Raw genomic sequence first — 25,472 nt, forward strand, 5'->3', positions numbered from 1 at the left:
TTCGGTCAGTTGTCGCGGACGCGGTGCACCGGGTCGACGACCGGCTGCTGCGGCGGCGCCTGCTGGTACGGCGCCTGCTGCGGCTGCCCGGCGTACGGCGCCTGCTGGCCGGCGTGCGGCGGCAGCGGCTGGTAGCCGGCCTGCGCGTCGGCCTTCTCGGCCAGGTCGCGGTCGTCGTCCTGCAGGCTCTTGGTCTCGGCCTTGATGATCCGCAGCGAGCGACCCAGCGAGCGGGCCGCGTCGGGAAGCCGCTTCGCACCGAAGAGCAGGATCAGCACAACCACGAGAACTGCGATGTGCCACGGCTTGAGGGCACCCATGAGAAGCTCCAGTCGCTCTGTGTCCGGGGGGTGATACGCAGCCCATCGTACGTGCGGATGGACCGAATGCCACAGGCCGGGGATGATGATCAGGGCCCGGCCGGTGAAGTCTTGACCAACCGCGATGATCAGTCAACCATCGCCACCCGACCGGGTGACGGCGGTGGCCGGCAGAGGTCGGTCAGCCGCGCTTGGCCTTGATCACGGCGAGTCGCTGCTGGGCGGTGTCGAGCTGGCGCTGGACACCCTCGGCGCGCTGCTGCAACGCCTCGGCGGTCTCCCGTAGCGCCTCCGCCTCGGTGGCCCGCCGCTGCAACGCCACCGCGGCGCGGCGCAGCTGGGGCAGCCGGCTCACCACCGGGCGTACGGCCAGCGCGAGCGCCACGAGCGGGAGCAGCACCACCGCGAGCACGATCCAGATCAGCACGCCGGTCAGCCTACTGGGTGCGGGCAGGCACCGCCGGATCGCCCGACGGCACGCCGACCGGCACGGAATCGGCCGGCGCGCGCCGGGGAACGGCCGCCGGCACGGCGTACGCGTCGAGCGCGGCGGCCGCGGTCGCCCGGACCTGCTCGGCCAGCTCGACCGGGGCGACCACTGTGACGTCCGGGCCCAGGCCCAGCACGAACCGCCGCGCCCACCCCAGGTCGGTCACCCGCAGCGAGACGAGCCACTGGTCGCCGTCGCCGGCCTCCACCCGCTCGCACGGGTAGTACTCGGTGATCCACCGCTCGCCCCGCCCGATCCGCAGGGTGATCAGCGGCAGGTCCGGCGACGGCCGGAACACACCCTCGGTGAGGTCGTGCGGGACGGCCTGCGGCGGGACGGTGGCCGGCTCGTCCAGCTCGGTGATCGCGTCGATCCGGTCGGCCCGGAACAGCCGGACGGCCTCCGCGCGCCGGCACCACGCCTCCACGTACGCCCGGCCGCCGACCATCAGCATCCGCAGCGGGTCGACGACGCGCTCGGTGGTCTCGTCCCGGGCCGCCGTGTAGTAGGTGATCCGCAGCGCCTTTCCGCCCTCGACGGCGGCGCGCAGCGCCTCGACCCGCCGGGTGTCCCCGGGCAGCCGGACCGCGACCGGTGCGCCCACCAGGTCACCGGCGGCGTCCTCGATCTTCGCGAGGGCGCGTTCGATGGCCTCCCGGTTGGCCACGCCGGGGGTCTCGGCGAGCATGCGCAGCGCCACCACGAGCGCGAGGGCCTCGTCGGGGGTGAGCCGCAGCGGCCGGTCGATGCCGGCGTCGTAGGTGATGGTCACCCGGTCGCCGTCGAACGCCATGTCGATCAGGTCACCGGGGCCGTAACCGGGCAGCCCACACACCCACAGGAGCTCCAGGTCCTCCCGGAGCTGCCGTTCGGTGACGCCCAGGTCACCGGCCGCCTCGGCGATCTCGATGCCAGGCCGGGCCAGCAGGTAGGGAACCAGGTTGAGCAGCCGCGCCAGTCGGTCTGCGGAGGCGCGGGAACCGCCGCGGGCGGCCGGACGCGTCATCGGGCACCCCCGGTGACGGTCAGCTCGTCGTGCCGGACGGCGATCTCCTTGAGTCGCTGGATGACCGCTTCGCGGACCTCCGGCGGGTCGAGCACCCGCACGTCCGGGCCGTACCCGACGAGTTGGCCGGCCAGAGAGTCCGGGTCGGCGTACGGCAGGACGAGGTGGTCGCCGTCCGGCCCGGCGGTCACCTCCACCGCCCAGCGGCGCAGACCGGCGGCCCGCCCGGACGCCGCCAGCACGGTGGCCCGGCCGGTGCGCTCCACCGGCCCGGACCAACGGGCCACGTGGCTGATCAGGTCGACGCCGGCCGGTGGCTCGTACGCGCCGGATGCGCCGGTGACCCGGACAGCGCCGACCACCCGGGACAGGCGGAAGCAGCGGGTCGCCGCGCGGTCCAGGTCGTGGCCCACCACGTACCACCGCCCGCGCCAGCAGACCACGCCCCACGGCTGGAGGCGGCGGCGGGTGGGCGCGTCCTGGTCGGGCACCCGGTAGTCGAATCCGACCTCGCGGCGGTCCCGCGCGGCGGCCGTCAGCGGCGCGAACGCCGGATCGACGGTGACCATCGGCTCCAGGCCGAGGGTGGCCTGCGGGTCGACGTCCACCCCGGCGGCACGCAGCTTGGCCAGCCCGGACGACGCGGCGGCGGCCAGCCCGGCGTGCTGCCACAGACGGGCGGCGATGCCGACCGCGGCGGCCTCGTCGGGTTCCAGGGGGATGTCGGGCAGCGCGTACTCACGGTGGGCGATGCGGTAGCCGGGCTCGGCGTCGAAGACACTGGCCGTGCCGGTCTCCAGCGGCACGCCCAGCTCGCGCAGCTCGGCCTTGTCCCGCTCGAACTTGCGCTGGAACGCCTCATGGTCGCGCGCGTCGTCGGGGTCGTGCTCGTAGCCGGGCACGGTCGCGGCGATCTGCGCGGCGGTCAGGAACCGTCGCGTGGACAGGAGGCAGATCACCAGGTTGACCAGGCGTTCGGTGCGGGTCCGCGACACGCGGTAGACGCTAGCAGCCGACACGCCAAGGACGTGCACCCACGCGGGCGTGCCGCACACTTGTTCGGATCGAGCCCCTCCCCCGGCGAGCCGCCGCCCGCCGCCATAGTGTTGCCCTCATGTCGCAGGGCGAGATGAAGACCGAGAGCGAAAGCGTCGGCACGGTGGTCGTCGCGGGCGCCGCCAACCTCGCCATCGCGATCGCCAAGCTGATCGCCGGGCTGATCTCCGGGTCGGCCGCGATGCTCTCCGAGGCGGCGCACTCGGTCGCCGACACGACCACCGAGGTGCTGCTGTTCCAGGCGCTGCGCCGCGGGGCCCGCCCGGCCGACCGACGACACCCCTTCGGGTACGGCAAGGAGAGCTACGTCTGGGCGTTCTTCGCCGCCATGTTCACCTTCGTGGCCGGCGCCGGCTTCGCCGTCACCCACGGCGTCACCACGATCCTCGTGCACGAGCACAGCGGCGACTATCTGATCTCGTACATCGTGCTGGCGGTGTCGTTCGTCATCGAGTCGATCTCGCTGGCCCGGGCCGTGCGGCAGGTCCGCCGCGAGTCTGCGCGCTGGCAGACGACACCTCGGCGGTTCCTGCGACTGACCGCCGACACCACGGTCAAGGCGGTCTTCCTGGAGGACAGCGCGGCCCTGATCGGCCTGCTGCTGGCCGCGCTGGGCGTCGGCCTGTCCGAGGCCACCGGCGACGAGGTGTGGGACGGCGTCGCGTCGATCCTGATCGGGTTGCTGCTGCTGACCGTCGCCGGGATCCTGGCCAGCAACAACCTGTCGCTGCTGGTCGGCCGGGCCGTTCCGGAGCGGCTGCGCCGCGAGATCGAACGCGACCTGGCCGGGCTGCCCGAGGTGGAACGCATCGACACCCTGCTGACGATGCAGCTCGGCCCGGACGACATCCTCGTCGCCGCGAAGGTCGACTTCCGCGACGAGGCCACCGGCGCGGCCATCGAGGCCACCGCCGACGAGGCCGAGCGGCGGCTCACCGGGCGGTACCCGGAGATCCGTTTCGTCTTCCTCGACCCCACCCGCTCGCAGCCGGGCGTCACCGGCACCGCCCGGCACACCCAGGCCGCGCCGCCCACGCCCACCGGCGACGAACCGACCTGAGGCCGGGGTCGCACCCGGTCGCGGTCCGCCGCGCCCGCGCGGCTAGCGTGCCCGTCATGGTGCGATGGCGGGCGGGGACGGTGGCGGCGTTGCGGCGGCAGTGGACCGGGGCGGTGGAACTCGACGTCGACCTGCCCGACGGCACGCGCATGCGGGCGCTGGCCTATCCCGAGCTGGTCGGCACGCCCGAGCCGGGTGACCGGGTGCTGCTCAACGCGGGCGCGCTGCTGATGGGGTTGGGCACCGGTGGCTACGCCCTCGTGGTGGCCCTGCCGGACCGGCTGCCGCCGGACCCGCCGGACGCCGGTGACACCCGCGACGCCGGGCACCTGGTCAAGGCCCGCTACACCCCGTTGCAGCCGATCCTGCTCGGCGTCGACGAGGAGGCCAGCCCGCACCGGGCCCTGCTGGCCGACACCGACGACCTGGGTGGAATGCCGGTGGTCACCGCCGACCTGCACTCGGCCCTGCCGGCGATCCTGGCCGGCATCCGGGCCGAGGCCCCGCAGGCCCGGGTGGCGTACCTGCTCACCGACGGCGGGGCGTTGCCGGCCTGGTTCTCCCGCACGCTCGCCGGGCTGCGCGCCGAACTGGCCGGGACGATCACCGTCGGGCAGGCGTTCGGCGGCGACCTGGAGGCCACCACCCTGCACGGCGGTCTGCTCGCCGCCCGCCACGTGCTGCACGCGGACGTGGCCATCGTGGCCCAGGGGCCCGGCAACCTGGGCACCGGCACCCGGTGGGGTTTCTCCGGCGTCGCCGTCGGCGAGGCCGTCAACGCGATCGCCACGCTCGGCGGCCGCCCGATCGGCTCACTGCGCATCTCCGACGCCGACCCCCGCCCCCGACACCGGGGCGTGTCGCACCACAGCCTCACCGCGTACGGCCGGGTCGCCCTCGCCCCGGCGGAGCTGGTGGTGCCCGACGACCTGGACCCGGCCCTCGCGGCCGAGGTCGACGCGGCGCTGGCGCCGCTGACGGCCCGACACCGGATCGTCCGGGTGCCCACCGCCGGCCTCGACGCCGCGCTGCGCGCCAGCGCCGTGCCGCTGTCCACGATGGGCCGCAACCTGGACGCCGACCACGCCTACTTCCTGACGGCCGCCGCCGCCGGCCGCCACGCCACCACCCACCTCCCCTAACCCACCCGGGGTCAGCGGATCACCGGGCGTTGGTCTCTTGGTAGGGCTTCGATCAGCTCTCGGGGAAGGTTGAGGGTGTCGGCGCTGACCTGGGCCGGGGTGTTCGCCATCCACTGGGTCAGCGAGACGGACTCGAACCGGGGCTTGCGGAACATCTCCAGGAAGACCAGCGGTTCGGTGCCGAGGTTCTCGATGTAGTGGCCGTAGGCGAACGGCACGTACCCGACGTCACCCGAGCGCATGTCGAAGGTGCCCGCCACGCCCTGAGAGGCGAACACGCCCATCCGGCCGTGGCCGGAGAGGTAGTACTGCCACTCGTCGTCGGTGGGGTGCCAGTGCAGCTCGCGCATCCCACCCGGGTCGACCTCGACCAGCGCGGCGCAGATCGTGGTGGCCGCCGGGAACTGGGTGACGTCGGCGATGCGGACCTGGCCGCCGGCGAACCGTTGTGGCTGCTGCGCGAGCAGCCGGTGGCTCAGGCTGCGGGGCAGGTCCCCGCTCGGGCTGACCACCTTGTCGCGGTCCAGCGGCGGCGGCACCTGCCCCGCGAAGATGTACCTCTCCCGCTCCGGGATCGAGTCGAGCTGCTCGGGTCGCCAGCCGAAGTTCTTGGCCAGCACATCCTTCGGGGTGTGCGCGAAGAAGTCGCTGATCAGGAACGTGCTGTTCTCGGTGAACGCGCCGTCGTCGAAGACGAGCAGGAACTCCACGCCCTCATCGAGCGCCTGGATGTGGTGTGGCACCCCCTGCGGGAAGAACCACAGGTCCCCGGCGCGTACGTCGTCGAGGAAGTTGCGGCCCTCCTGGTCGACGGCACTGATCCGGGCGCTGCCGCGCGACACGTACGCCCACTCGGACTGCTTGTGCCAGTGCATCTCCCGGTAGCCGCCCGGTTCCAGCGCCATGTCCACGCCGCTGAGCTCGGTGGCAATTGGCAGCTCCCGTACGGTCACCTCGCGGGTCCAGCCGCCGCGTTGCACGCGGGTGTGCGCGTCGGAGAACGAGAACCGCAGGTTGGGCAGCGTCCCCGCATCCGTGCTCGGCGGGGTCAGCAGATCGGGATTCTGCCGGTCCCGGACCACGTCGCGCGGACCGGGGTCCTGCCAGCCTCCCCCACCGCGTTCCGGCTGCGGCACCGTCCGGTCGTCGTCCATGATCGCCTCCCGCGTCGTCGCGTCCGGGTGTCGTCGGCGCGGTGGGCGGGCGGGCCCCCCGCGGCGGCGGCATCGGCGGGTACCCGTCGACGCGACCCGGCCGGGCCAACCTCTGGCCCCGGTGGGTCACCGCTCGCGCGACAGCGCGGAGGGATCAGGAGAGGAAGATCAGGGCGAGCCAGCCGCCCACGATGAGCACCAGCGCCAGGGCCAGCACCCACGTCGGCACGGTGTACTCACCGCGCCGGTTGCGGTCGACCTCGGCGCGGATCTTCTCCCGCCGGCGTTCGACCCAGTTCTGCCGTTCGGTGCCGCGCTCGGAGCGCTCGGAACGGTCGGATGGTCCAGAAGTCGTCATGGCGGGCCCAGCCTACCGGGCCGGCCGACCCCGTCGGCGGCACACCACCGCCGGGGCCGGCACACCCGTCACATGCTGGCGATCAACCGCTCCACGCGCTCGTCGTACGCCCGGAAGGGGTCCTTGCAGAGCACGGTGCGCTGCGCCTGGTCGTTGAGCTTCAGGTGCACCCAGTCGACGGTGAAGTCGCGCCGCTTCTCCTGGGCGTGCCGGATGAACTCGCCGCGCAGCCGCGCCCGCGTGGTCTGCGGCGGGGTCTCCTTGGCCTCGAAGATCTCCGGGTCGGTGGCCACCCGGTCCACCTCGCCGCGACGCTCCAGCAGCCCGTAGAGGCCACGCCCACGGCGCACGTCGTGGTACGCCAGGTCCATCTGCGCGACCCGGGGGTGGGACAGCGGCAGGTCGTGCTTGCGCTGGTAGCGCTCGATCAGCCGCAGCTTGCTGACCCAGTCGATCTCGCGCGAGACCGGCTCCAGATCGCCGCTCTCCACGGCGTTGAGCACCCGGCCCCACAGCTCGACGACCCGCTTGGCGGCCTGGTCGCCGCCGCGACGCTCGACGAACTCGGTGGCCTTGGCCAGGTACTCCTGCTGGATGTCCAGCGCGCTGACCTCCTTGCCGGAGGCCAGCCGCACCTTGCGCCGACCGGTGATGTCGTGCGACACCTCGCGGATCGCCCGGATCGGGTTCTCCAGCGACAGGTCCCGCATGACGACCCCGGCCTCGATCATCCGCAGCACGATGTCGGCGGTGCCGACCTTGAGCAGCGTGGTGACCTCGTTCATGTTCGAGTCGCCGACGATCACGTGCAGGCGCCGGTAGCGCTCGGCGTCGGCGTGCGGCTCGTCGCGCGTGTTGATGATCGGCCGGCTGCGGGTCGTCGCCGAGGAGACGCCCTCCCAGATGTGCTCGGCCCGCTGGGACAGGCAGTAGACCGCGCCACGCGGGGTCTGCAGGACCTTGCCGGCCCCACAGATCAACTGCCGGGTGACCAGGAACGGGATGAGCACGTCAGCGAGCCGGCCGAACTCGCCGTGCCGCGAGACCAGGTAGTTCTCGTGGCAGCCGTACGAGTTGCCGGCCGAGTCGGTGTTGTTCTTGAACAGGTAGATCTCACCTGCGATGCCCTCGTCGTGCAGCCGCTTCTCCGCATCGACGAGCAGCCCCTCCAGGATCCGCTCGCCGGCCCGGTCGTGGGCCACCAGGTCGGTCACCGAGTCGCACTCCGGTGTCGCGTACTCCGGATGCGACCCGACGTCCAGGTAGAGACGGGCTCCGTTGCGCAGGAACACGTTGCTCGACCGGCCCCAGGACACGACGCGCCGGAACAGATACCGCGCGACCTCGTCCGGGGACAGCCGCCGCTGCCCGCGATAGGTGCAGGTGACGCCGTACTCGGTCTCGAGGCCGAAGATTCGCCGCTCCATGATGAGACATTAGCCGCCCGGAGGCCCGGTTCGTCACTGTCACACCACAGGTCGTACTCCGGGGGTGTTCACATAACGGTTGAGTGCGACATTCCGTCCGGCCCGAGGCTCGCTCCCGGATCTTCATCGGGTCAACGGCGCGTTCTTCTCGGTCAGCAGACCGAACAGGTAGTCGCCGAAGCCGCTCTTGGTCAGCGGCTCGGCGAGCGCGGCCAGCTGGTCGTCGTCGATGAGGCCGGCCCGCCAGGCCACCTCCTCGACGCAACCGATCTTCAGGCCCTGCCGCTCCTCGATCACCCGGACGAACTCGCCGGCCTGCATCATCGAGGCGAACGTGCCGGTGTCCAGCCAGGCCGTGCCCCGGTCCAGCAGGGTGACGGTCAGCTCACCGGTCTCCCGGTACACCTCGTTGACCGCCGTGATCTCCAGCTCGCCCCGGGCGCTGGGCGTGATCTTGTGGGCGATGTCCACCACGCGGTTGTCGTAGAAGTACAGGCCGGGCACCGCGTAGCGCGACTTCGGCCGAGCCGGCTTCTCCTCGATCGAGAGCACCCGACCCTCGGCGTCGAAGTCCACCACGCCGTAATCCTGCGGGTTGGACACCGGGTACGCGAACACCCGGCCGCCGACGAGGTCGCTGTGGGTGGCCAACTGCCGACCCAGACCGACGCCGTGGAAGATGTTGTCGCCGAGGATCAGCCCCACCGAATCGTCGCCGATGAACTCCGCGCCGAGGATGAACGCCTGGGCGATGCCCTCCGGGCGGGCCTGCGTGACGTACTCCAGCCGCAGTCCGAACTGGCTGCCGTCGCCGAGCAACCGGCGGAACTGGTCCTGGTCCTCCGGTGTGGTGATCATCAGGATCTCCCGCACACCGGACATCACCAGCGTGGAGAGCGGGTAGTAGATCATCGGCTTGTCGAAGATCGGCATCAGCTGCTTGGACACTGCCCGCGTGATCGGCCAGAGCCGAGAGCCGGTGCCGCCAGCGAGTACGATTCCGCGCACCCGGGGGAGCTTAGCCGCAACCAACCAGCCCGTCGCATGTCGGTTTTTGCCGGACAGCCGGGCCCACCGCTTCGCGTACACTCCTGGACACGTGAGGTTCCTCGTCACCGGCGGCGCCGGATTCATCGGTTCAGAATTCGTCCGCATGCTGCTGGGCGAGCCTGGTGGCACCGCCTCGGGTGTGCCCGTGGTCGACCCCGCCGGCGTGACCGTGCTCGACAAGCTCACCTACTCGGGCAACCTGGCGAACCTCGACCCGGTGCGCGACGACCCGCGGCTGCGCTTCGTCCAGGGCGACATCTGCGACCCGACCGTCGTCGACGAGGTGGTCCCCGGGCACGACGTGATCGTGCACTTCGCGGCGGAATCGCACGTCGACCGCTCGATCGCCGGCCCCGCGCCGTTCGTCACCACCAACGTGCTCGGCACGCAGACCCTGCTGGACGCCGCGCTGCGCCACGGCACCGGCCGCTTCGTGCACGTCTCCACCGACGAGGTGTACGGGTCCATCGACGAGGGCTCCTGGACCGAGACCTGGCCGCTCGCACCGACCTCGCCGTACTCGGCCTCGAAGGCCGGCTCCGACCTGCTCGCCCTGGCCTACCACCGCACCCACGGCATGGACGTGGTGGTCACCCGCTGCTCCAACAACTACGGGCCGTACCAGTTCCCCGAGAAGGTCATCCCGCTGTTCGTCACCAACCTGCTCGACGGCGGCACCGTTCCCCTCTACGGCGATGGCGGCAACATCCGCGACTGGCTGCACGTGCACGACCACTGCCGGGGCATCGCGCTGGTTGCGCAGAAGGGCCGTGGCGGCGAGGTCTACCACATCGGCGGCGGCACGGAACTGACCAACAAGGAGCTGACCGGCCTGCTGCTGGATGCCTGCGGCGCCGACTGGGACCGGGTCGTCCCGGTCGCCGACCGCAAGGGCCACGACCGCCGCTACTCGCTGGACATCACCAAGATCAAACAAGAGTTGGGGTACGCCCCGAGCATCGACCTCGCCGACGGCCTGGCGCAGACCGTGCAGTGGTACCGCGAAAACCGGGCCTGGTGGGAGCCGTTGAAGGCCGCACCGGCCGCATGACCCGGTCGTCCGACGCCGACGATCGGGCCGCCGCGAGTCGGCCACTGCTTCCGGGCTGGCACACCACCGTTCGCCTCCGCCATTACCGGCGACCGAAACGGCTTCAACGGCCCCGTCGTCGGTCCATGCGACCACACGTACAAGCTCGGTGGAGCCGAGCCAGGACAGGGCGTTCAACGCCGTCGGCGGGCACCCCGTTCCTCCGGGCCGCCCGCCGACACGACGCGCGCTACTTGCCGTCCGCCGGCTTGTCCTCCAGATCGGCGGAGCCCGCCGACGTCGTCGGCTTGTGCGCCTCCGTGGTCGGCTGCGCCGGCGTGTCCGGCCCTCCCGCCTCGGCCGGCTGCTCGGCTGCCGCGACATCACCGTCCAGCAGCGCCGTCAGCGCCGCGCCCGTGATCCGACGGAACGTACGACCCACCCGCTGGCGGTCCAGCACCGCCACCTCGAGCTGGTTGGCGGCGATCGTGCGGGCCGCGCCGCCCTCACCACCGACGCTGCTCAACGCCTGCACCGCCACCCGGGCCGCCTCGCCGAGGGACATGTCCGCCCGGTGCTGGGACTTCAGCACACCGGTGATCGCCTCGGCCTGACCACCCATGGCCATCCGGCCGGGCTCGTCGTTGACCGACCCGTCATAGGTGAGCCGGTACAGCTCGTCGTCGTCCGGAGTCGCCCCGACCTCCGCGACACAGATCTCCACCTCGAACGGCTTCGACTGCTCGGTGAAGATCGCGCCGAGCGTCTGCGCGAACGCGTTGGCGAGCGCCCGCCCGGTGACGTCACGCCGGTCGTAGCTCAGGCCGTTCAGGTCGGCCATCCGCACGCCCGCCCGACGCAGATTCTCGAACTCGTTGTACCGACCGACAGCGGCGAAGCCGATCCGGTCGTAGATCTCGCTGACCTTGTGCAGGGCGCTGGAGAGGTTCTCCGCGACGAAGAGCACCCCGCCGGAGTAGCTCAGGACCACCGCGCTGCGACCCCGAGCGATGCCCTTGCGGGCCAGCTCGGAGCGGTCGCGCATGATCTGTTCGGGCGAGGCGTAGAACTGCATGGCCACGGCGGCGGTTCTCCTTACGGCGCTGTGCTGACGACTGCGGACTGGTGGGGGTGGACGGGGCTCATCCGCCCGGGTTCTCCATCCGGCCGGCGACCACACCCTCGGCGATCGCCGCCGTCTCGGTGTCGGTCAACCGGCGGGTGCCCTCGGCGGTAGCGGTCATCACCACCGGATAGATCCGGCGGGTCAGGTCCGGTCCACCGGTCGCGGTGTCGTCGTCGGCCGCGTCGTAGAGCGCCTCGACCGCGAGCCGGGTCGCGTCGTCCACGGACAGGCCGGCCCGGAAGCGCTTCTTCAACGCCGACTTCGCAAACAGCGAGCCCGAGCCGATCGCGTCGTACCCGGTCTCCTCGTAGGGGCCACCGGTCACGTCGAAGCTGAAGATCCGCCCCGCCCGCGCCGGGTCGGCGGCGGCCAGGTCGAAGCCGGCGAACAGCGGCACCACCGCCAGGCCCTGCATGGCCGCGCCCAGGTTGCCCCGGATCATCGACGCCAGCCGGTTGGCCTTGCCGTCGAGCGAGAGCATCGCGCCCTCGATCTTCTCGTAGTGCTCCAGCTCCACCTGGAACAGTCGCATCAGCTCGATGCCGATGCCCGCGGTGCCCGCGATGCCGACCAGCGAGTACGCGTCGGCGGGGTGCACCTTCTCGATGTCGCGCTGGGCGATCAGGTTGCCCATGGTGGCCCGTCGGTCGCCGGCCATCACCACACCGCCGGCGGCCGAGATCGCCACGATGGTGGTCGCGTGCGGCGCCAGGTCGGCGGCCATGCCCGGCGGCAGCGGCCGACGACCGGGCAGCATCTCGGGCGCCACCCGGCTCAGAAACGTGGTGAAGGAGGACGTCCCCGCGTTGGTGAACACATCTGGTAGACGCCCGGATGGATCAAAGCCCGCTGCCACGTGGTTCCTCTCAGGTACGTGATCGCCCTGGCCAGCCTCGTAGGACTGTCACGGAACTGGCCAAGACCACCGTTGCAGTTGAAGCAGAGTATCCCGCGCACCCATCCGGTGCGATGATCGTGGTCCAGATGTTGCGGGTCCGCGCCGCCGCAGATCGCGCAGACCCCGCCCTGCTCGGCCAGGAGCTCCTGAAACTCCTTCTCCCCGATGCCGTAGCGCTGCCGTAGGTGGTATTCGCGGTTACCCCCGTACAGCCTTTCTTTCGTCTCTCTGGTCCTGGTGTTGTGGCAGGGCTTGCAGTAGCTGGCATACCCGGAGCTGTCCGCCCGGTTCCGGGGAAAGGCATCGAACGGCTTGGCCACCTCGCATGCCGGGCAGTACCTGTGTCCCTCTGGCACGACCCGCCCTGCCCGCACCTCACGATCGAACTTGGCCTTTACCCGACGCGCGTAACTTGCCTTGGACCGCACGTTGAAGCAGGGCTTGCAGTAGCTGCCCCGCCCATCTGGCCGCTTCGAACTGGCGCAGAAATCATCGAGCGACTTCCATTCGCCGCAGTCTCGACAGCGGCGAAGTCCGTCGTGATCATCACTCACGTAAGGCATGTCCGAATTAACCCTATATGTTCACTGACCTCCTTTTTGTACATAACCCCTGACGAACTCCTCTGCGTTCTCTTCCAGGACGGAGTCGATTTCGTCGAGGAGGTCGTCGACGTCCTCGGTGATCTCGGCGTGCCGCTCGGCCACCTCGGGGTTGGCCTCCGTGGTGACGTCCTCGATCTCCTCGCCCTGACGGGACTTGCCGGACTGCGACTGGCCGCCGCTGTCATGAGTGGCCATTGCTGCCTCCTCCACGATCGTCTGCGATGAACTTACCTCGCTCGGACGACGAAAAGCCCGCCGCGCGCCGGCTTGCGACGCACAGCGGGCATTCGGCGGCGCGTTCAGCCGCCGGTCAACGTCTCCAACAGGTCCTTGGCGCTGGCGCAGCGGTCGAACAGGGCGCCGACGTGGGCGCGGGTGCCCCGCTCCGGCTCCATCATCGGCACCCGGACGAGCGACTCGCGACCCACGTCGAAGATCACCGAGTCCCAGCTCGCGGCGACCACCTCGGAGGCGTACTGGGCGAGGCAGCGGCCACGGAAGTAGGCCCGGGTGTCCTCCGGGGGCTCGGTCATGGCGCTGCGGGTCTCCTCGTCGGTGAGCAGCGTCTTCATCGCCCCTCGGGAGACCAGCCGGTTGTAGAGGCCCTTGTCCGGGCGTACGTCGGAGTACTGCAGGTCGACGAGTTGGAGCTTGTGCGAGCCCCAGCCGAGCTTCTCCCGCTCGCGGTAGCCCTCCAGCAGCCGCAGCTTGGCCACCCAGTCCAGCTCGTCGGCGCAGAGCATCGGGTCGCGGCCGAGCCGGTCCAGCACGTCCTCCCAGCGGTCCAGCACGTCGGCGGTCTGCTCGTCGACGTCGGTGCCGTAGCGGTCGTCGACAAAGGACCGCACCCGCTCCAGGTACGCCCACTGCACGTCCAGGGCGGTCAGCCGGCGGCCGTCGCGCAGCCTCATGAGGTGCGTGAGCGAGGGGTCGTGGCTGACCGCGCGCAGTTCGCTGACCGGGTCGGCGATGCCGAGGTCGGCGCCGAGCGCCTTCTCCTCGATCATGGTGAGGATCAGCGCGGTGGTGCCGACCTTGAGGTAGGTGGAGATCTCGGAGAGGTTGGCGTCGCCGATGATGACGTGCAGCCGGCGGTACTTGTCGGCGTCGGCGTGCGGCTCGTCGCGGGTGTTGATGATCGGCCGCTTGAGGGTGGTCTCCAGGCCGACCTCGACCTCGAAGAAGTCGGCGCGCTGGGAGATCTGGAAGCCGCTCTGCCCGCCGTCCTGCCCGATGCCGACGCGGCCGGCGCCGCAGACGATCTGTCGGGTCACGAAGAACGGCGTCAGGTACGCCACGATGTCGGCGAACGGGGTCTGCCGGCGCATCAGGTAGTTCTCGTGAGCGCCGTAGCTGGCGCCCTTGTTGTCGGTGTTGTTCTTGTAGAGGTGGATCGGCTGGCTGCCGGGGATGGTGGCGGCCCGGCGCGACGCCTCGGCCATGACCCGCTCGCCGGCCTTGTCCCAGCGCACGATGTCGCGGGGCGTGGTGACCTCGGGGGTGGAGTATTCGGGGTGGGCGTGGTCCACGTAGAGGCGTGCGCCGTTGGTGAGTATCACGTTGGCCAGGCCGAGGTCCTCGTCGGCGAGCGCCTCGGCGGGGTCGTAGGCGGCCCCGGAGTAGGTGAAGCCGCGGGCGTCGCGCAGCGGCGATTCCTCCTCGTAGTCCCAGCGGGCACGTCCGCCCCGGTTGAGCTCGGGCCGGGCCCCGTAGGCGTTGACCACCTGGGACGAGGTGACCATCGGGTTGGCTCCGGCCTGGCCGGGCACGGAGATGCCGTACTCGACCTCGGTGCCCATGATCCGTCTTACGCTCATCGACCTACCCGCTTCGCTCGCCCGACCCGGTCCCCCGTCATGTCGAGCGTAGTCCGACTGTTCGGGGACGGGGGCACGCCGGTGCGGGCGGGTCACCGGGTGTCGGCCCGTGGCGGCGCGCTCAGTACTTGATGATCATTGGCACGGTGGTGACCCGCGGGCGTCAGCCCGCAGAGGGTCACGACGGTTGGCCGTCGGGGTCCCCGGCTCGGCCGCGGCGCGTGGGGCCGGCCGGCGCGACGGGTAGGGGCCCGGGACGCGTCGCGTCCCGGGCCCCTACCGTCACCGTTTGTTCAGAGGTACTGGCCGGTGTTGCTGGCGGTCTCGATGGACCGGCCGGCCTCGGCGCCCTTGCCGCCGGAGACGAGCGTGCGGATGTAGACGATCCGCTCGCCCTTCTTGCCGGAGATGCGGGCCCAGTCGTCGGGGTTGGTGGTGTTGGGCAGGTCCTCGTTCTCGCGGAACTCGTCGACGCAGGCGTCGAGCAGGTGCTGCAGGCGCATGCCCTTGCGACCGGAGGTGAGGAATTCCTTGATGGCCATCTTCTTGCTCCGGTCGACGATGTTCTGGATCATCGCGCCGGAGTTGAAGTCCTTGAAGTAGAGGACTTCCTTGTCGCCGTTGGCGTAGGTGACCTCGAGGAAGCGGTTCTCCTCGGTTTCGGAGTACATCCGCAGCACCACGGCGTCGATCATCGCGGCGACGGTGGCCTGGGGGTCGGCTCCGTGTTCGGCGAGGTCGTCCGGGTGCAGCGGGAGCCCGGAGAGGATGTACTTGGAGAAGATGTCCTTCGCCGCCTCGGCGTCCGGTCGCTCGATCTTGATTTTCACGTCGAGCCGACCGGGGCGCAGGATCGCCGGGTCGATCATGTCTTCCCGGTTGGAGGCGCCGATGACGATGACGTTCTCCAGACCCTCCACGCCGTCGATCTCACTGAGCAGCTGCGGAACGATCGTGTTCTCCACGTCGGAGGAGACGCCGGAGCCGCGGGTCCGGAAGATCGAGTCCATCTCGTCGAAGAACACGATCACCGGGGTGCCCTCGCCGGCCTTCTCCCGAGCCCGCTGGAAGATCAGCCGGATGTGCCGCTCGGTCTCGCCGACGTACTTGTTGAGCAGCTCCGGGCCCTTGATGTTCAGGAAGAAGCTGGTGTGCTTCTCCTTGCCCTGGCGCTCGGCGATCTTCTTGGCCAGCGAGTTGGCCACCGCCTTGGCGATGAGCGTCTTGCCGCAGCCGGGCGGCCCGTAGAGCAGGATGCCCTTGGGCGGGCGGAGCTGGTGCTCGCGGAACAGGTCCGCGTGCAGGAACGGCAACTCCACCGCGTCGCGGATCTGCTCGATCTGCGACTGGAGGCCACCGATGTCGCCGTAGTCGACGTCGGGCACCTCCTCCAGGACCAACTCCTCGACCTCGCTCTTCGGGATCCGCTCGTACGCGTACGCCGAGCGGGGCTCGATCATGAGCGAGTCGCCGGCCCGGATCGCCGAGCCGATGAGCGTCTCGGCGAGGTGCACGATGCGCTCCTCGTCGGAGTGGGAGACCACCAGCGCCCGGTCGCCCGGCCCGCCGTTCGGTCCCTCCAGGATCTCCTTGAGCATCACGACCTCACCGACCCGCTCGTACCCGAACGCGTCGACGATGTTGAGCGCGTCGTTGAGCAGGACCTCCTGACCGCGGCGCAACTCGTCCACGTCCAGTGAGGGCGAGACGGCCACCCGCAGCTTGCGGCCGCCGGTGAAGACGTCCACCGTCCCGTCGTCGTGTTTGGCCAGGAAGACTCCGTAGCCACTCGGCGGCTGCGCGAGCCGGTCGATCTCCTCCTTGAGCGTGACGATCTGCGTGCGAGCCTCCTTGAGGGTGCTCACCAGCCGGTCGTTGTTCTCGGTCAGCCGCGCCAACTGTGCCTGGGTGGCCGCCAGCCGCTCTTCGAGCTGCCGGACGTGTCGGGGGCTTTCGGTCAACTTCCGCCGCACCAGGGCGAGTTCCTCCTGAAGGAACGCGACCTGCGTGGAGAGATCGTGGGCTTCCTTCTCCCACCGTGCGGCGCGCGAGTCCGCGTCGTCGCTGCGTGCTGCCACGTCCCACCTCCCCGGGGGGCTTGAACGTTCTGAGCTAACACTAGCCGCTATGAGCCCGATTCGGTCCCACGCAACACCCTCGTCACCGAACCTTGATCGCCAAGGGTGGCCTGCCGGGCCGGTACGGGCGTTCGGGTACCGTCGGAGGCTGGTACGGGAGAACATGGGGGGTGCACCGGTGGCCGAGGTCGCGACCGACCAGTTGCAGGTCTGGGTGGACCAGGATCTCTGCACGGGTGACGGGCTCTGCGTGCAGTACGCGCCGGAGGTGTTCGAGTTCGACATCGACGGCCTGGCGTACGTCAAGGGCGTCGACGGTGAGCTGCGGATGGCGCCGGGCAGCCGGGTGGACGTGCCCGCGCACCTGCGCCTCGAAGTGATCGACTCCGCGAAGGAGTGTCCGGGCGACTGCATCCACGTGGTGCGTGGCGACGGCGTCGAGGTCGCCGGCCCGGACGCCGAGGACGACTGAGCCGAACGGGCGCCGGCGTCGCGCGGACCGCGCGACGCCGGCTCGACCCGAACAGGGGTTGACTCAGAGCATCGGGCGGCCGACCACCGACGCCACCAGCCGGGCGAACTCCTCCAGCCGGGCGATCTGCCCGGCGCCACCGTCGTCGAGTGTCTTGCCGAAGCGCAGCGCGTCGTGCCGGGGCGTACCCGCCATGTCCTCGCTCGGCGGCGCCTCGTCCAACGAGGTGAGCAGCAGGTAGACGTCGATGCTGTCGACTCGGATCTCGCCGCTGTCGGAGCGGTTGAGCCGCCGCCGACAGCCCACCTCGGTGACCGTGGAGACCGGTACGACCCGCAGGGACGACGTCATCGATCCCGGCGGCCCCTCCCCCGGCGGCACGTCCTCGCCGTGCCAGAGGATCAGCCGGCTGCCGTCGCAGACGACGACCTCCTGCCACACGCCGTTGACCTCGTTGACGAAGCGTTCCAGGGTGAAGCCGAGCACCGAGGCGCCGCGCAGCACTCCGCCGAGCGCTTCCAGGGCGACGTCCGGGTCGCGCAGATAGGCCCGCGCCGCCGACTCCAGGTCCTGATAGGGCGACCAGTCCGGAAACACGGCGGGCAGGTCGCCGCCGCCGTAACCCGGTCGGCTCATGCCGCCGCCTCCCCCCGCACGCCGATGGTCACGGCCTGTCCATCTCCCCCGTCGCGTCGGGCTGCGCGTCGGCGGCCCTGGCGGCGGCCGCCTGCCGGGCCGCCTCGGCCTCGCGCAGGTCCTGCCGGCGCTGCGCGTACGCCTCGGTGCCCTTGCTGGGCTTGCGGCGGCGCGGCGGCGCGGTGACGCCCGGGGCGAGCTTGCGCGCGGAGACCAGGAACGCGGTGTGCGCGATCATCCGGTGGTCGGGGCGGACGGCGAGGCCCTCGGCATGCCAGTCGCGCACCAGCGACTCCCAGGCGCGGGGCTCGGTCCAGCCGCCGCGCTCGCGCAGCGCCTCGACGAGTTCGGAGAGCTGGGGCGTGGTGGCCACGTAGCCGATGAACACGCCGCCGGGCACCAGCGCCCGCTCGACCATGTCGAGGGTCTCCCAGGGGGTGAGCATGTCCAGGATGATCCGGTCGAAGCCGGTCTCCTGGCACTGTGCGACGTCGCCGACGTGCAGGTTCCAGGAGGGGTGCGGCCCGTTGAAGAACGCCTCGACATTGCGCTTGGCGATCTGGGCGAAGTCGTCGCGCAGCTCGAACGAGTGCAGCTCCCCCTCGGTGCCTACCGCGCGCAGCAGCGAGCAGCTGAGCGCGCCGGAGCCGGCCCCGGCCTCGAGGACCTTCGCGCCGGGGAAGATGTCGCCCATCGCGACGATCTGCGCCGAGTCCTTCGGGTAGATCACCTGGGCGCCGCGGGGCATGGACAGCACGTAGTCCGAGAGCAGCGGGCGCAGCGCCAAAAAGGCGGTGCCGCCGCCGGAGGTGGTCACCACGCTGCCGTCGGGCAGCCCGATCAGCGCGTCGTGGGCCAGGATGCCGCGGTGGGTGTGGAACTCCTTGCCGGGCTCCAGCGTCACGGTGTGCATCCGCCCCTTGGGGTCGGTCAGCTGCACCCGGTCGCCGGGCCGGAACGGGCCACGGTGCACGGGTGTCAGCGCCGGGTTGGCGGGGTCGGCGGCGACGGTGGAGGGAGTTGCGGTCACGATGTCATCTTCCGGTTGGGTTCGAGGAGCTGTGCCAGGTCCCCGATGTGCAGAATGCCGACGACATCTTCGCCTGACGTCACCACGTACTGCGCGCCCGGGTGGGTCTGCACGGCCTCCATCACCCGTTCGCCGTCCAGCCCGACCGCAAGGGTGGGTAGCGCGGCCAGCGCGCGGGCGACGGCGTCCACCGCCAGCCAGGGTCGGCGCTCGGCGGGGACGGCCGCGGCGGCGGCCGGGTCGACCAGCGCCACGGGGCGGCCGGTGGAGTCGGTGACCAGCAGCGCGGCGGTGGGCTGCCCGCCCTCGGCGCGGCGGCGCTGGGCCTCGGACAGCGGTGTGCCGGTGGGTACCGGCCAGATCGGCCGCGCCAGTCGGGACAGGTCGATGAGCGGGAACCGCCTGCTGACCCGCGCGGCCCGGATCGACTGGCCGGCGCCGCGCCAGAGCGTGACGGCCACCAGCAGCATCAGTGGCAGTGCCACCGGTACGAGGTAGTCGGTCACGGTCAGCAGGCCGACCAGGGCGGCGGTGCCGACGGCGATGACGCGGCCCGCCCAGCCGGCGACCTCGGTGCCGCGGTGCCGGTCGCGGGTCAGGCCCCACACGGCGGCGCGCAGGGCACGCCCGCCGTCCAGCGGCAGCCCGGGGAGGATGTTGAACAGCGCCACGATGACGTTGCTCAGGGCGAGCTGGAAGGCGAGCTGGTGGGCCACTGTGCCCTGGGGAAGGGCCACGGTGGCGGCGACCGCGAGGACGCCGAGCACTGCGGAGACCGCCGGGCCGGCCAGCGACACCAGCAGGTCGACCTTGGGCGTCGGGGCGTCCCGTTCCATCTCGGTGTACCCGCCGAGCAGTTCCAGGGTGATCCCGCGCACACCGATGCCGTAGCGGCGGGCGGTGAGCGCGTGACCCAGCTCGTGCAGCAGCACCGAGCCGAGCAGTGACACCACGAACCCGAAGCCGATCAGATAGCCGCTGACCTGCGGCAGGTCCAGTTGCCGGCGGGCGAACTCGGCGTAGAGCACGGCGACCAGCACGGCGAGCAGGAGCATCGAGGCGTTGAGGTGCAACGGCACCCCGAGCACACGACCCACGCTCAGACCGGATCGCCGGTCGGACCGACGTGGTGGCCGGGATCTCTGCTCCATCGCACCGATGCTACGGACCGGCCCGGCGTGGGGCGGGCGGCGGGCGGTGTCACACCGGTGCCCTAACCTTTGCGGACATGACGGCGGAACCGGTCACCACCCCCCAGTCCTTCACCCCGGCACAGACACCGCCGACGGTGCGGGCCTCGCTGTCCCCGTCGCGGGCGGCGGATTTCAAGACCTGCCCGCTGCTCTACCGGTTCCGCAGCATCGACCGGCTGCCGGAGCGCACGACCGTCGAGCAGGCCCGCGGCACGCTGGTGCACGCGGTGCTGGAGCGGCTGTTCGACCTGCCCGCGCAGGCCCGCACGCCGGCCGCGGCCGGCGACCTGGTGGCCCCCCAGTGGGACCGGCTGGTCACCGAGCAACCGGAGCTGGCCGGGATCTTCGACGGCGCCGAGCCGGCCGGCCCGGTGGAGTTCCTGCGCTCTGCGGCGGGGCTGCTGGAGGGCTACTTCGCGGTGGAGGATCCGACCCGGCTGGAGCCGGCCGAACGCGAGAGCCTGATCTCGGCGGTCGTCGACGAGGAGCTGCTCATCCGGGGCTATCTCGACCGGCTCGACGTCGCCCCGGACGGCGCGCTGCGGGTGGTCGACTACAAGACCGGCGGCGCACCCCGGGAGGCGTTCGAGGCGCGGGCGCTGTTCCAGCTGAAGTTCTACGCGCTGGTGCTGTGGCGCACCCGGGGGGTGGTGCCCCGGGTGCTGCGTCTGCTCTACCTGCGCGACGCCGAGGTGTTGGATTACACCCCCGACGCCGAGGAGCTGGTCCGCTTCGAGCGCACGGTGGTGGCGTTGTGGCGGGCGATCGAGCAGGCCACCGCCCGGCAGGATTTCCGACCCCGTCCGAGCAGGCTGTGCGACTGGTGCAGTCACCAGGCGATCTGCCCCACCTTCGGTGGCACTCCGCCGCCGTTCCCCGTCGCGGCGGCGAACGCCGATCCGCTGCGTGACGCCCGATCCGCCCCGGTGGTGCCCGGCGCCGACGAGTGACCGTCCGGCCCGGCGGTCCGACCGTCGCGACGGTGACACGCGCGGCGCGGACCCGACCGCAGCGGTGCGGGCTCGGTCGGGACAGGGCGCCCGGCCGACCTCTACCGTGGTCCGCGACGCGTCCGCCGGTGGACGCGAGGGTGACCGGCGACGCGGGACGGGAGACGACATGAGCGATCGGGTGGCCCCGGCACGACCGGTACGGATCCTGCTCGCCGACGACCAGCCGCTGCTGCGCACGGGCTTCCGGATGGTGCTGGGCGCCGCGGGTGACCTGGACGTGGTGGCGGAGGCCGGCGACGGTGTGGAGGCGGTGGAGCTGTCCCGGCGGCTCCTGCCCGACGTCGTGCTGATGGACATCCGGATGCCCCGCATGGACGGGGTGGCGGCGACCCGGGCGATCGTCGACTCCCGCCTGCCGGTGCGGGTGCTGGTGCTGACCACGTTCGACCTCGACGAGTACGTGGTGGGGGCGCTGCGCGCGGGCGCCAGCGGGTTCCTGGCCAAGGACGTACCCGCTGAGGAGCTGATCGCGGCGATCCGCACGGTGGCCGGCGGGGACGCGGTGGTCGCGCCGCGGATCCTGCGGCGGCTGCTGGAGCGCTTCGCCGACCTGCTGCCGGATCCGGCGGCGACGCCGTCGGCGGCGCTCAGCGCGCTCACCGACCGGGAGCGCGAGGTGCTGGTGCAGGTGGCCCGGGGGTTGTCCAACGCCGAGATCGCCGCGGTGCTGTCGGTGAGCGAGACCACCGTCAAGACCCACGTCGGGCATGTGCTGACCAAGCTGCGGCTGCGCGACCGGGTGCAGGCGGTCGTGCTGGCGTACGAGTCGGGTCTGGTCCGCCCCCGGGCGTAGCGGACACGCGGCGGCTACCCCACCCGGCGTACTCGAAGATCCCTCCGTGGGGGGACGGCGCTGTTGCCGTGCTCACCTACCGTGACCGTAGACGGCTCGGCGCGGTTGACCCTCCTGTGGCGTACGGGGGAAGTGTCGTGTCCGGCGGTGTTTCGTCGGTCGGGAAACCTGTCGATCGGCGGCCGGGTCAGGGGCAACCCTGATGCGGCATGGGGGTGCACCCGCAGCGAGAAATCCGCGCCGGGTCCCCCCAGGGGCGGACGGGGCGGGCGCGAGCAGCGCCGATGATTGAACGGTCACGCCGGACCATCGGGGGGCGGCGTGAGATTCGGACAGACGGAAGAGGTAGATGACGTGACCGCGACGGTAGGCCAGCAGGCGCAGGCCGCGGCCCGGGCGAACGACGTGTGGAAGGTGTACGGCAGCGGCGAGGCTCAGGTCATCGCGCTGCGGGGGGTCAGCGCGGAGTTCGAACGTGGCCGCTTCACCGCGATCATGGGCCCGTCGGGTTCCGGCAAGTCGACGCTGATGCACTGCCTGGCCGGTCTGGACTCGGTGACCCGGGGGACGGTGTCGATCGGTGCGACGACGGTCACCGGCCTCGGTGACTCGGGGCTGACGAAGCTGCGCCGGGACAAGGTGGGCTTCATCTTCCAGCAGTTCAACCTGCTGCCGACGCTCACCGCGAAGGAGAACATCCTGCTGCCGTTGTCGATCGCCGGTCGCAAGCCGGACCCGGCCTGGTACGACACGGTGATCAAGACGGTGGGCCTGCAGGACCGGTTGGACCACCGACCGGCGCAGCTCTCCGGCGGTCAGCAGCAGCGGGTGGCGTGTGCGCGGGCGCTGGTCTCCCGCCCCGACGTGATCTTCGCGGACGAGCCGACCGGCAACCTGGACTCGCGCTCCGGCGCGGAGGTGCTCGGCTTCCTGCGCAACTCCGTGCGTGAGCACGGCCAGACCATCGTCATGGTCACCCACGACCCGACCGCCGCGGCGTACGCCGATCGCGTGGTCTTCCTCGCCGACGGGCAGATCGTCTCGGAGTTGATCGAGCCGACCGCCGACACGGTGCTGGACACCATGAAGAAGCTGGACACCCCGGCTGAGGTGGGCAACTGATGTTCCGGGCGACACTCAAGAGTCTGCTGGCCCGCAAGGTCCGGCTGATCCTGTCCGGGCTGGCGGTGGTGCTCGGGGTCATGTTCGTCTCCGGCGCGTTCGTGCTGACCGACACGCTGGGCCGCTCCTTCGACTCGGTCTTCGCCGACGGTTTCTCCGAGATCGACGTGAACGTCGCGGCGAAGCCGAAGGTGCAGGTCGACGAGATGGAGGGCGAGCAGACCGCCGCTCCGCTGCCGGCCGCCGTGGTGGACCGGGTCAAGCAGGTGCCGGGCGTGGCCTCGGCGACCGGCATCGTCAACGCCGACGGGGCCCGGGTGATCGGCAGCAACGGCAAGGTGATCACCTCGTTCGGTCCGCCCCAGTTGGGCGAGAACTGGATCGGCGAGACCGACCTGATGCAGTTGCGGGAGGGGCGCGCGCCGCAGGCCGAGGACGAGATTGTTCTCAACAAGGCGCTGGCCACGGCCGCGAAGGTGCAGGTCGGCCAGAAGGTCGGGGTGCTCACCGCGTTCGAGTCGAAGAAGCGGGACTTCACCCTGGTCGGGATCATGGGTTACAGCGGTGACCGGGACTCGATCGGCGGGGTCAACGAGGTCTTCTTCACCACGCCGGTGGCGCAGCGGCTGATGCTGGGCGAGCCGGACACGTTCAGCAGCATCACGCTGCGCGCCGCCGACGGTGTCTCGGACGAGCGGCTGCGCGACGACCTGGCCCGGACCCTGGGCGCGGACTTCGAGGTCAAGACGGGCAAGCAGGTGGCCGCGGACGCCTCTGCCGGGCTGAAGGAGGGCCTGTCCTTCTTCAACAAGATCCTGCTCGGCTTCGCCGCGGTGGCGCTGCTGGTGGGCACGTTCCTGATCCTCAACACCTTCTCGATCATCGTGGCGCAGCGGACTCGGGAGCTGGCGCTGATGCGCGCGATCGGCGCCAGCGGCCGACAGATCATCGGTTCGGTGGTGCTGGAGGCCATCGCGGTCGGGTTGATCGCGTCGGTGCTCGGCCTGGCGGCCGGCATCGGTGTGGGGGCGCTGCTGGCGTTCCTGTTCGGCAAGTTGGCCGGTGGGCTGACCCTGGCCGGGATCGGCGTGCCGGCGGCAGCGGTGATCGGTTCCTTCGGCGTCGGTCTGGTGATCACCGTGGTGGCGGCGCTGCTGCCGGCGCTGCGGGCATCCCGGATCCCGCCGATCGCCGCCATGCAGGACGTGGCGACCCCGGACCGGCCGCTGACCAAGATCACGGTTGCCGGGTCGGTGGTCACCGGCATCGGCGCGCTGCTGCTTTTCCTTGGGCTCAGCGGCAACGCGGGTGGTCAGACTCTGTCCACCATCCTGGGTGGGGTGCTGTTCGCCTTCATCGGCGTGGCGCTGCTGACCCCGCTGATCAGTCGGCCGGTGGTGAGCCTGCTCGGCGCGATCTTCTCCTGGTCGGTGCCGGGCCAACTGGGCCGGCTGAACTCGGGGCGCAACCCGCGCCGCACCGCGATCACCGCGGCCGCGCTGATGGTCGGCATCGCGCTGGTCACCGGCGTCACGGTGATCCTCGATTCGGCCAAGGGCAGCATCAGCGCCCTCGCCCAGGACACCATCAAGGCCGAGCTGGTGATCTCCGGCCAGCAGGGCGGGCCGCGTCCGCCGAGCTTCGACCCGGGTGTCCTGGACCGGGCCAAGGCCCTGCCCGGCGTGCAGTTGGTCGACGGCGAGTACGGCGACATGGCCAGGATCAACGGCGAGGGCACCTGGGTGGCGGCGAGCAGCGACGTCGCGTCGCTGCGGCAGATCTTCGGCGCGAAGGCCACCGCCGGTGACATCGACCGGCTCGGACCGACCCAGATGCTCGCCAGCTCCGACACCGCCAAGTCCCGTGGCTGGTCGGTCGGCTCGACGGTGAACGTGCAGCTCACCCGGGGCGAGGCCCGGACGTACACGATCAGCGGCATCTACGAGTCGTCGCAGCTGACCAACCCGGTGACGTTGCCGGCGACCGCGGCGAAGGACTTCGCCATCCCGCAGCCCATCCAGGGCTTCATCCAGCTGGCGCCGGGCGCCCGGGTGGCCGACGTGCAGCCGCAGGTGGAGGCGCTGCTCGCGGACAGCCCCGAGGTGTCGGTGGCCGACCGGGACGCGTTCATCCAGCAGCAGATGAGCTCGCTCGACGGGCTGCTCACGATGATCCAGATCCTGCTGGCGCTGGCCATTGTGATCGCCGTCCTGGGCATCGTCAACACCCTCGCGCTGTCGGTGCTGGAGCGGACCCGGGAACTGGGGCTGCTGCGGGCCATCGGCCTGCGCCGCGGGCAGACCATGGGCATGATCACGGTCGAGGCGGTGGTGATCTCCGTGTTCGGCGCGCTGCTGGGCGTGGCGGTCGGCAGCGGCCTCGGCGCCGCAGTGGTCGAGGCGCTCAAGGACGAGGGCATCACCGACCTGATCCTGCCGTGGGGGCAGATGGGCGTCTTCCTCGGTCTCGCCGCGATCATCGGGGTGGTGGCGGCGGTGCTGCCCGCCGTGCGGGCGGCCCGGATCAACGTCCTGGGCGCGATCGCCCACGACTGACGTCGGGCAGGAAAAAGGGGGATCCCGCACTTGCGGGGTCC

General features: G+C 71.1%; 25 protein-coding genes. 8 read left to right on the forward strand and 17 right to left on the reverse strand.

Annotated features, from left to right (window positions below):
- Positions 1-5 precede the first annotated feature (5 nt).
- From tatA to B0E54_RS04290, 4 genes are all read right to left on the reverse strand, one after another.
- On the reverse strand, positions 6-320 hold the full coding sequence (tatA, locus tag B0E54_RS04275; protein ID WP_124855346.1) for a Sec-independent protein translocase subunit TatA: 315 nt from the start codon (positions 318-320) through the stop codon (positions 6-8).
- A 181-nt stretch (positions 321-501) separates the two neighbouring features.
- Positions 502-747 carry a hypothetical protein gene (locus B0E54_RS04280; protein ID WP_234581929.1) on the reverse strand — a complete coding sequence of 82 codons (246 nt, stop codon included), beginning with the start codon at positions 745-747 and terminating at the stop codon, positions 502-504.
- A gap of 10 nt (positions 748-757) precedes the next feature.
- A complete protein-coding gene (locus B0E54_RS04285; RefSeq protein WP_234581930.1) occupies positions 758-1,816 on the reverse strand; it encodes a YafY family protein in 1,059 nt (352 codons plus the stop codon).
- Positions 1,813-2,811, reverse strand: coding sequence for a YafY family protein (locus tag B0E54_RS04290; RefSeq protein WP_234581931.1), 999 nt, complete (start codon positions 2,809-2,811; stop codon positions 1,813-1,815). Before B0E54_RS04290 ends, B0E54_RS04285 begins: the two co-directional genes overlap by 4 nt.
- Positions 2,812-2,930: 119 nt before the next feature.
- Here B0E54_RS04290 and B0E54_RS04295 point away from each other — a divergent pair, with 119 nt between their 5' ends.
- Together B0E54_RS04295 and B0E54_RS04300 are read left to right on the forward strand one after the other, a co-directional pair.
- A complete protein-coding gene (locus tag B0E54_RS04295; RefSeq protein WP_234581932.1) occupies positions 2,931-3,932 on the forward strand; it encodes a cation diffusion facilitator family transporter in 1,002 nt (333 codons plus the stop codon).
- Positions 3,933-3,988: 56 nt separating this feature from the next.
- Positions 3,989-5,074 carry a DUF3866 family protein gene (locus tag B0E54_RS04300; RefSeq protein WP_234581933.1) on the forward strand — a complete coding sequence of 362 codons (1,086 nt, stop codon included), beginning with the start codon at positions 3,989-3,991 and terminating at the stop codon, positions 5,072-5,074.
- An 11-nt stretch (positions 5,075-5,085) separates the two neighbouring features.
- Here the strand turns inward: B0E54_RS04300 and B0E54_RS04305 are convergent, their stop codons facing one another.
- From B0E54_RS04305 to rfbA, 4 genes are all read right to left on the reverse strand, one after another.
- Positions 5,086-6,228 carry an oxalate decarboxylase family bicupin gene (locus B0E54_RS04305; protein WP_234581934.1) on the reverse strand — a complete coding sequence of 381 codons (1,143 nt, stop codon included), beginning with the start codon at positions 6,226-6,228 and terminating at the stop codon, positions 5,086-5,088.
- Between the two features lie 154 nt (positions 6,229-6,382).
- Positions 6,383-6,586 carry a hypothetical protein gene (locus B0E54_RS04310; RefSeq protein ID WP_234581935.1) on the reverse strand — a complete coding sequence of 68 codons (204 nt, stop codon included), beginning with the start codon at positions 6,584-6,586 and terminating at the stop codon, positions 6,383-6,385.
- A 68-nt stretch (positions 6,587-6,654) separates the two neighbouring features.
- The gene (gene pafA / locus B0E54_RS04315; RefSeq protein ID WP_234581936.1) at positions 6,655-8,013 is read right to left on the reverse strand and encodes a Pup--protein ligase; all 1,359 of its coding nucleotides are present in this window, start codon (positions 8,011-8,013) and stop codon (positions 6,655-6,657) included.
- Between the two features lie 123 nt (positions 8,014-8,136).
- Positions 8,137-9,021: a glucose-1-phosphate thymidylyltransferase RfbA gene (gene rfbA, locus B0E54_RS04320; protein ID WP_234581937.1), complete on the reverse strand. Its 885-nt coding sequence runs from the start codon at positions 9,019-9,021 to the stop codon at positions 8,137-8,139.
- Positions 9,022-9,112: 91 nt separating this feature from the next.
- Here rfbA and rfbB point away from each other — a divergent pair, with 91 nt between their 5' ends.
- Positions 9,113-10,114 carry a dTDP-glucose 4,6-dehydratase gene (rfbB, locus tag B0E54_RS04325; protein ID WP_234581938.1) on the forward strand — a complete coding sequence of 334 codons (1,002 nt, stop codon included), beginning with the start codon at positions 9,113-9,115 and terminating at the stop codon, positions 10,112-10,114.
- A gap of 229 nt (positions 10,115-10,343) precedes the next feature.
- Here rfbB and prcA read toward each other — a convergent pair whose 3' ends face one another.
- From prcA to arc, 6 genes are all read right to left on the reverse strand, one after another.
- The gene (prcA, locus tag B0E54_RS04330; protein WP_234581939.1) at positions 10,344-11,174 is read right to left on the reverse strand and encodes a proteasome subunit alpha; all 831 of its coding nucleotides are present in this window, start codon (positions 11,172-11,174) and stop codon (positions 10,344-10,346) included.
- 61 nt (positions 11,175-11,235) lie between these two features.
- Positions 11,236-12,075: a proteasome subunit beta gene (prcB, locus tag B0E54_RS04335; RefSeq protein ID WP_234581940.1), complete on the reverse strand. Its 840-nt coding sequence runs from the start codon at positions 12,073-12,075 to the stop codon at positions 11,236-11,238.
- A complete protein-coding gene (locus B0E54_RS04340; RefSeq protein ID WP_234581941.1) occupies positions 11,994-12,680 on the reverse strand; it encodes an endonuclease VII domain-containing protein in 687 nt (228 codons plus the stop codon). Before B0E54_RS04340 ends, prcB begins: the two co-directional genes overlap by 82 nt.
- A gap of 21 nt (positions 12,681-12,701) precedes the next feature.
- The gene (locus B0E54_RS04345) at positions 12,702-12,917 is read right to left on the reverse strand and encodes a ubiquitin-like protein Pup (protein WP_030332902.1); all 216 of its coding nucleotides are present in this window, start codon (positions 12,915-12,917) and stop codon (positions 12,702-12,704) included.
- A gap of 104 nt (positions 12,918-13,021) precedes the next feature.
- The gene (dop, locus tag B0E54_RS04350; protein ID WP_357490263.1) at positions 13,022-14,539 is read right to left on the reverse strand and encodes a depupylase/deamidase Dop; all 1,518 of its coding nucleotides are present in this window, start codon (positions 14,537-14,539) and stop codon (positions 13,022-13,024) included.
- A 293-nt stretch (positions 14,540-14,832) separates the two neighbouring features.
- Entirely contained in the window at positions 14,833-16,617 is a 1,785-nt protein-coding gene (arc, locus tag B0E54_RS04355) for a proteasome ATPase (RefSeq protein ID WP_234581942.1), read from the reverse strand.
- Between the two features lie 178 nt (positions 16,618-16,795).
- Between arc and B0E54_RS04360 the strand changes: the two genes are divergently transcribed.
- Entirely contained in the window at positions 16,796-17,089 is a 294-nt protein-coding gene (locus B0E54_RS04360; protein ID WP_039908212.1) for a ferredoxin, read from the forward strand.
- A 63-nt stretch (positions 17,090-17,152) separates the two neighbouring features.
- Here B0E54_RS04360 and B0E54_RS04365 read toward each other — a convergent pair whose 3' ends face one another.
- The 3 genes from B0E54_RS04365 to B0E54_RS04375 are packed head-to-tail and all read right to left on the reverse strand — an operon-like array spanning position 17,153 to position 19,843.
- Positions 17,153-17,725, reverse strand: a complete 573-nt coding sequence (locus tag B0E54_RS04365) for a hypothetical protein (protein WP_234581943.1) — start codon at positions 17,723-17,725, stop codon at positions 17,153-17,155.
- A gap of 28 nt (positions 17,726-17,753) precedes the next feature.
- Positions 17,754-18,755, reverse strand: a complete 1,002-nt coding sequence (locus B0E54_RS04370; protein ID WP_374109239.1) for a tRNA (adenine-N1)-methyltransferase — start codon at positions 18,753-18,755, stop codon at positions 17,754-17,756.
- Positions 18,752-19,843, reverse strand: a complete 1,092-nt coding sequence (locus B0E54_RS04375) for a site-2 protease family protein (protein WP_374109240.1) — start codon at positions 19,841-19,843, stop codon at positions 18,752-18,754. The genes B0E54_RS04370 and B0E54_RS04375 overlap by 4 nt, the downstream gene beginning before the upstream one ends.
- A gap of 140 nt (positions 19,844-19,983) precedes the next feature.
- Between B0E54_RS04375 and B0E54_RS04380 the strand changes: the two genes are divergently transcribed.
- The 4 genes from B0E54_RS04380 to B0E54_RS04395 all read left to right on the forward strand — a co-directional run bounded on the left by B0E54_RS04380 (position 19,984) and on the right by B0E54_RS04395 (position 25,431).
- Positions 19,984-20,898, forward strand: coding sequence for a PD-(D/E)XK nuclease family protein (locus B0E54_RS04380; RefSeq protein WP_234581945.1), 915 nt, complete (start codon positions 19,984-19,986; stop codon positions 20,896-20,898).
- A gap of 169 nt (positions 20,899-21,067) precedes the next feature.
- Entirely contained in the window at positions 21,068-21,754 is a 687-nt protein-coding gene (locus B0E54_RS04385) for a response regulator transcription factor (protein ID WP_234581946.1), read from the forward strand.
- A gap of 354 nt (positions 21,755-22,108) precedes the next feature.
- On the forward strand, positions 22,109-22,876 hold the full coding sequence (locus B0E54_RS04390) for an ABC transporter ATP-binding protein (RefSeq protein WP_234581947.1): 768 nt from the start codon (positions 22,109-22,111) through the stop codon (positions 22,874-22,876).
- Complete coding sequence (locus tag B0E54_RS04395; RefSeq protein WP_234581948.1) at positions 22,876-25,431, forward strand: ABC transporter permease; 2,556 nt, start codon at positions 22,876-22,878, stop codon at positions 25,429-25,431. Before B0E54_RS04390 ends, B0E54_RS04395 begins: the two co-directional genes overlap by 1 nt.
- Positions 25,432-25,472: the final 41 nt, after the last annotated feature.

The sequence above is a fragment of the Micromonospora sp. MH99 genome (genome assembly GCF_021442385.1).
Classification (GTDB): Bacteria; Actinomycetota; Actinomycetes; order Mycobacteriales; family Micromonosporaceae; genus Micromonospora.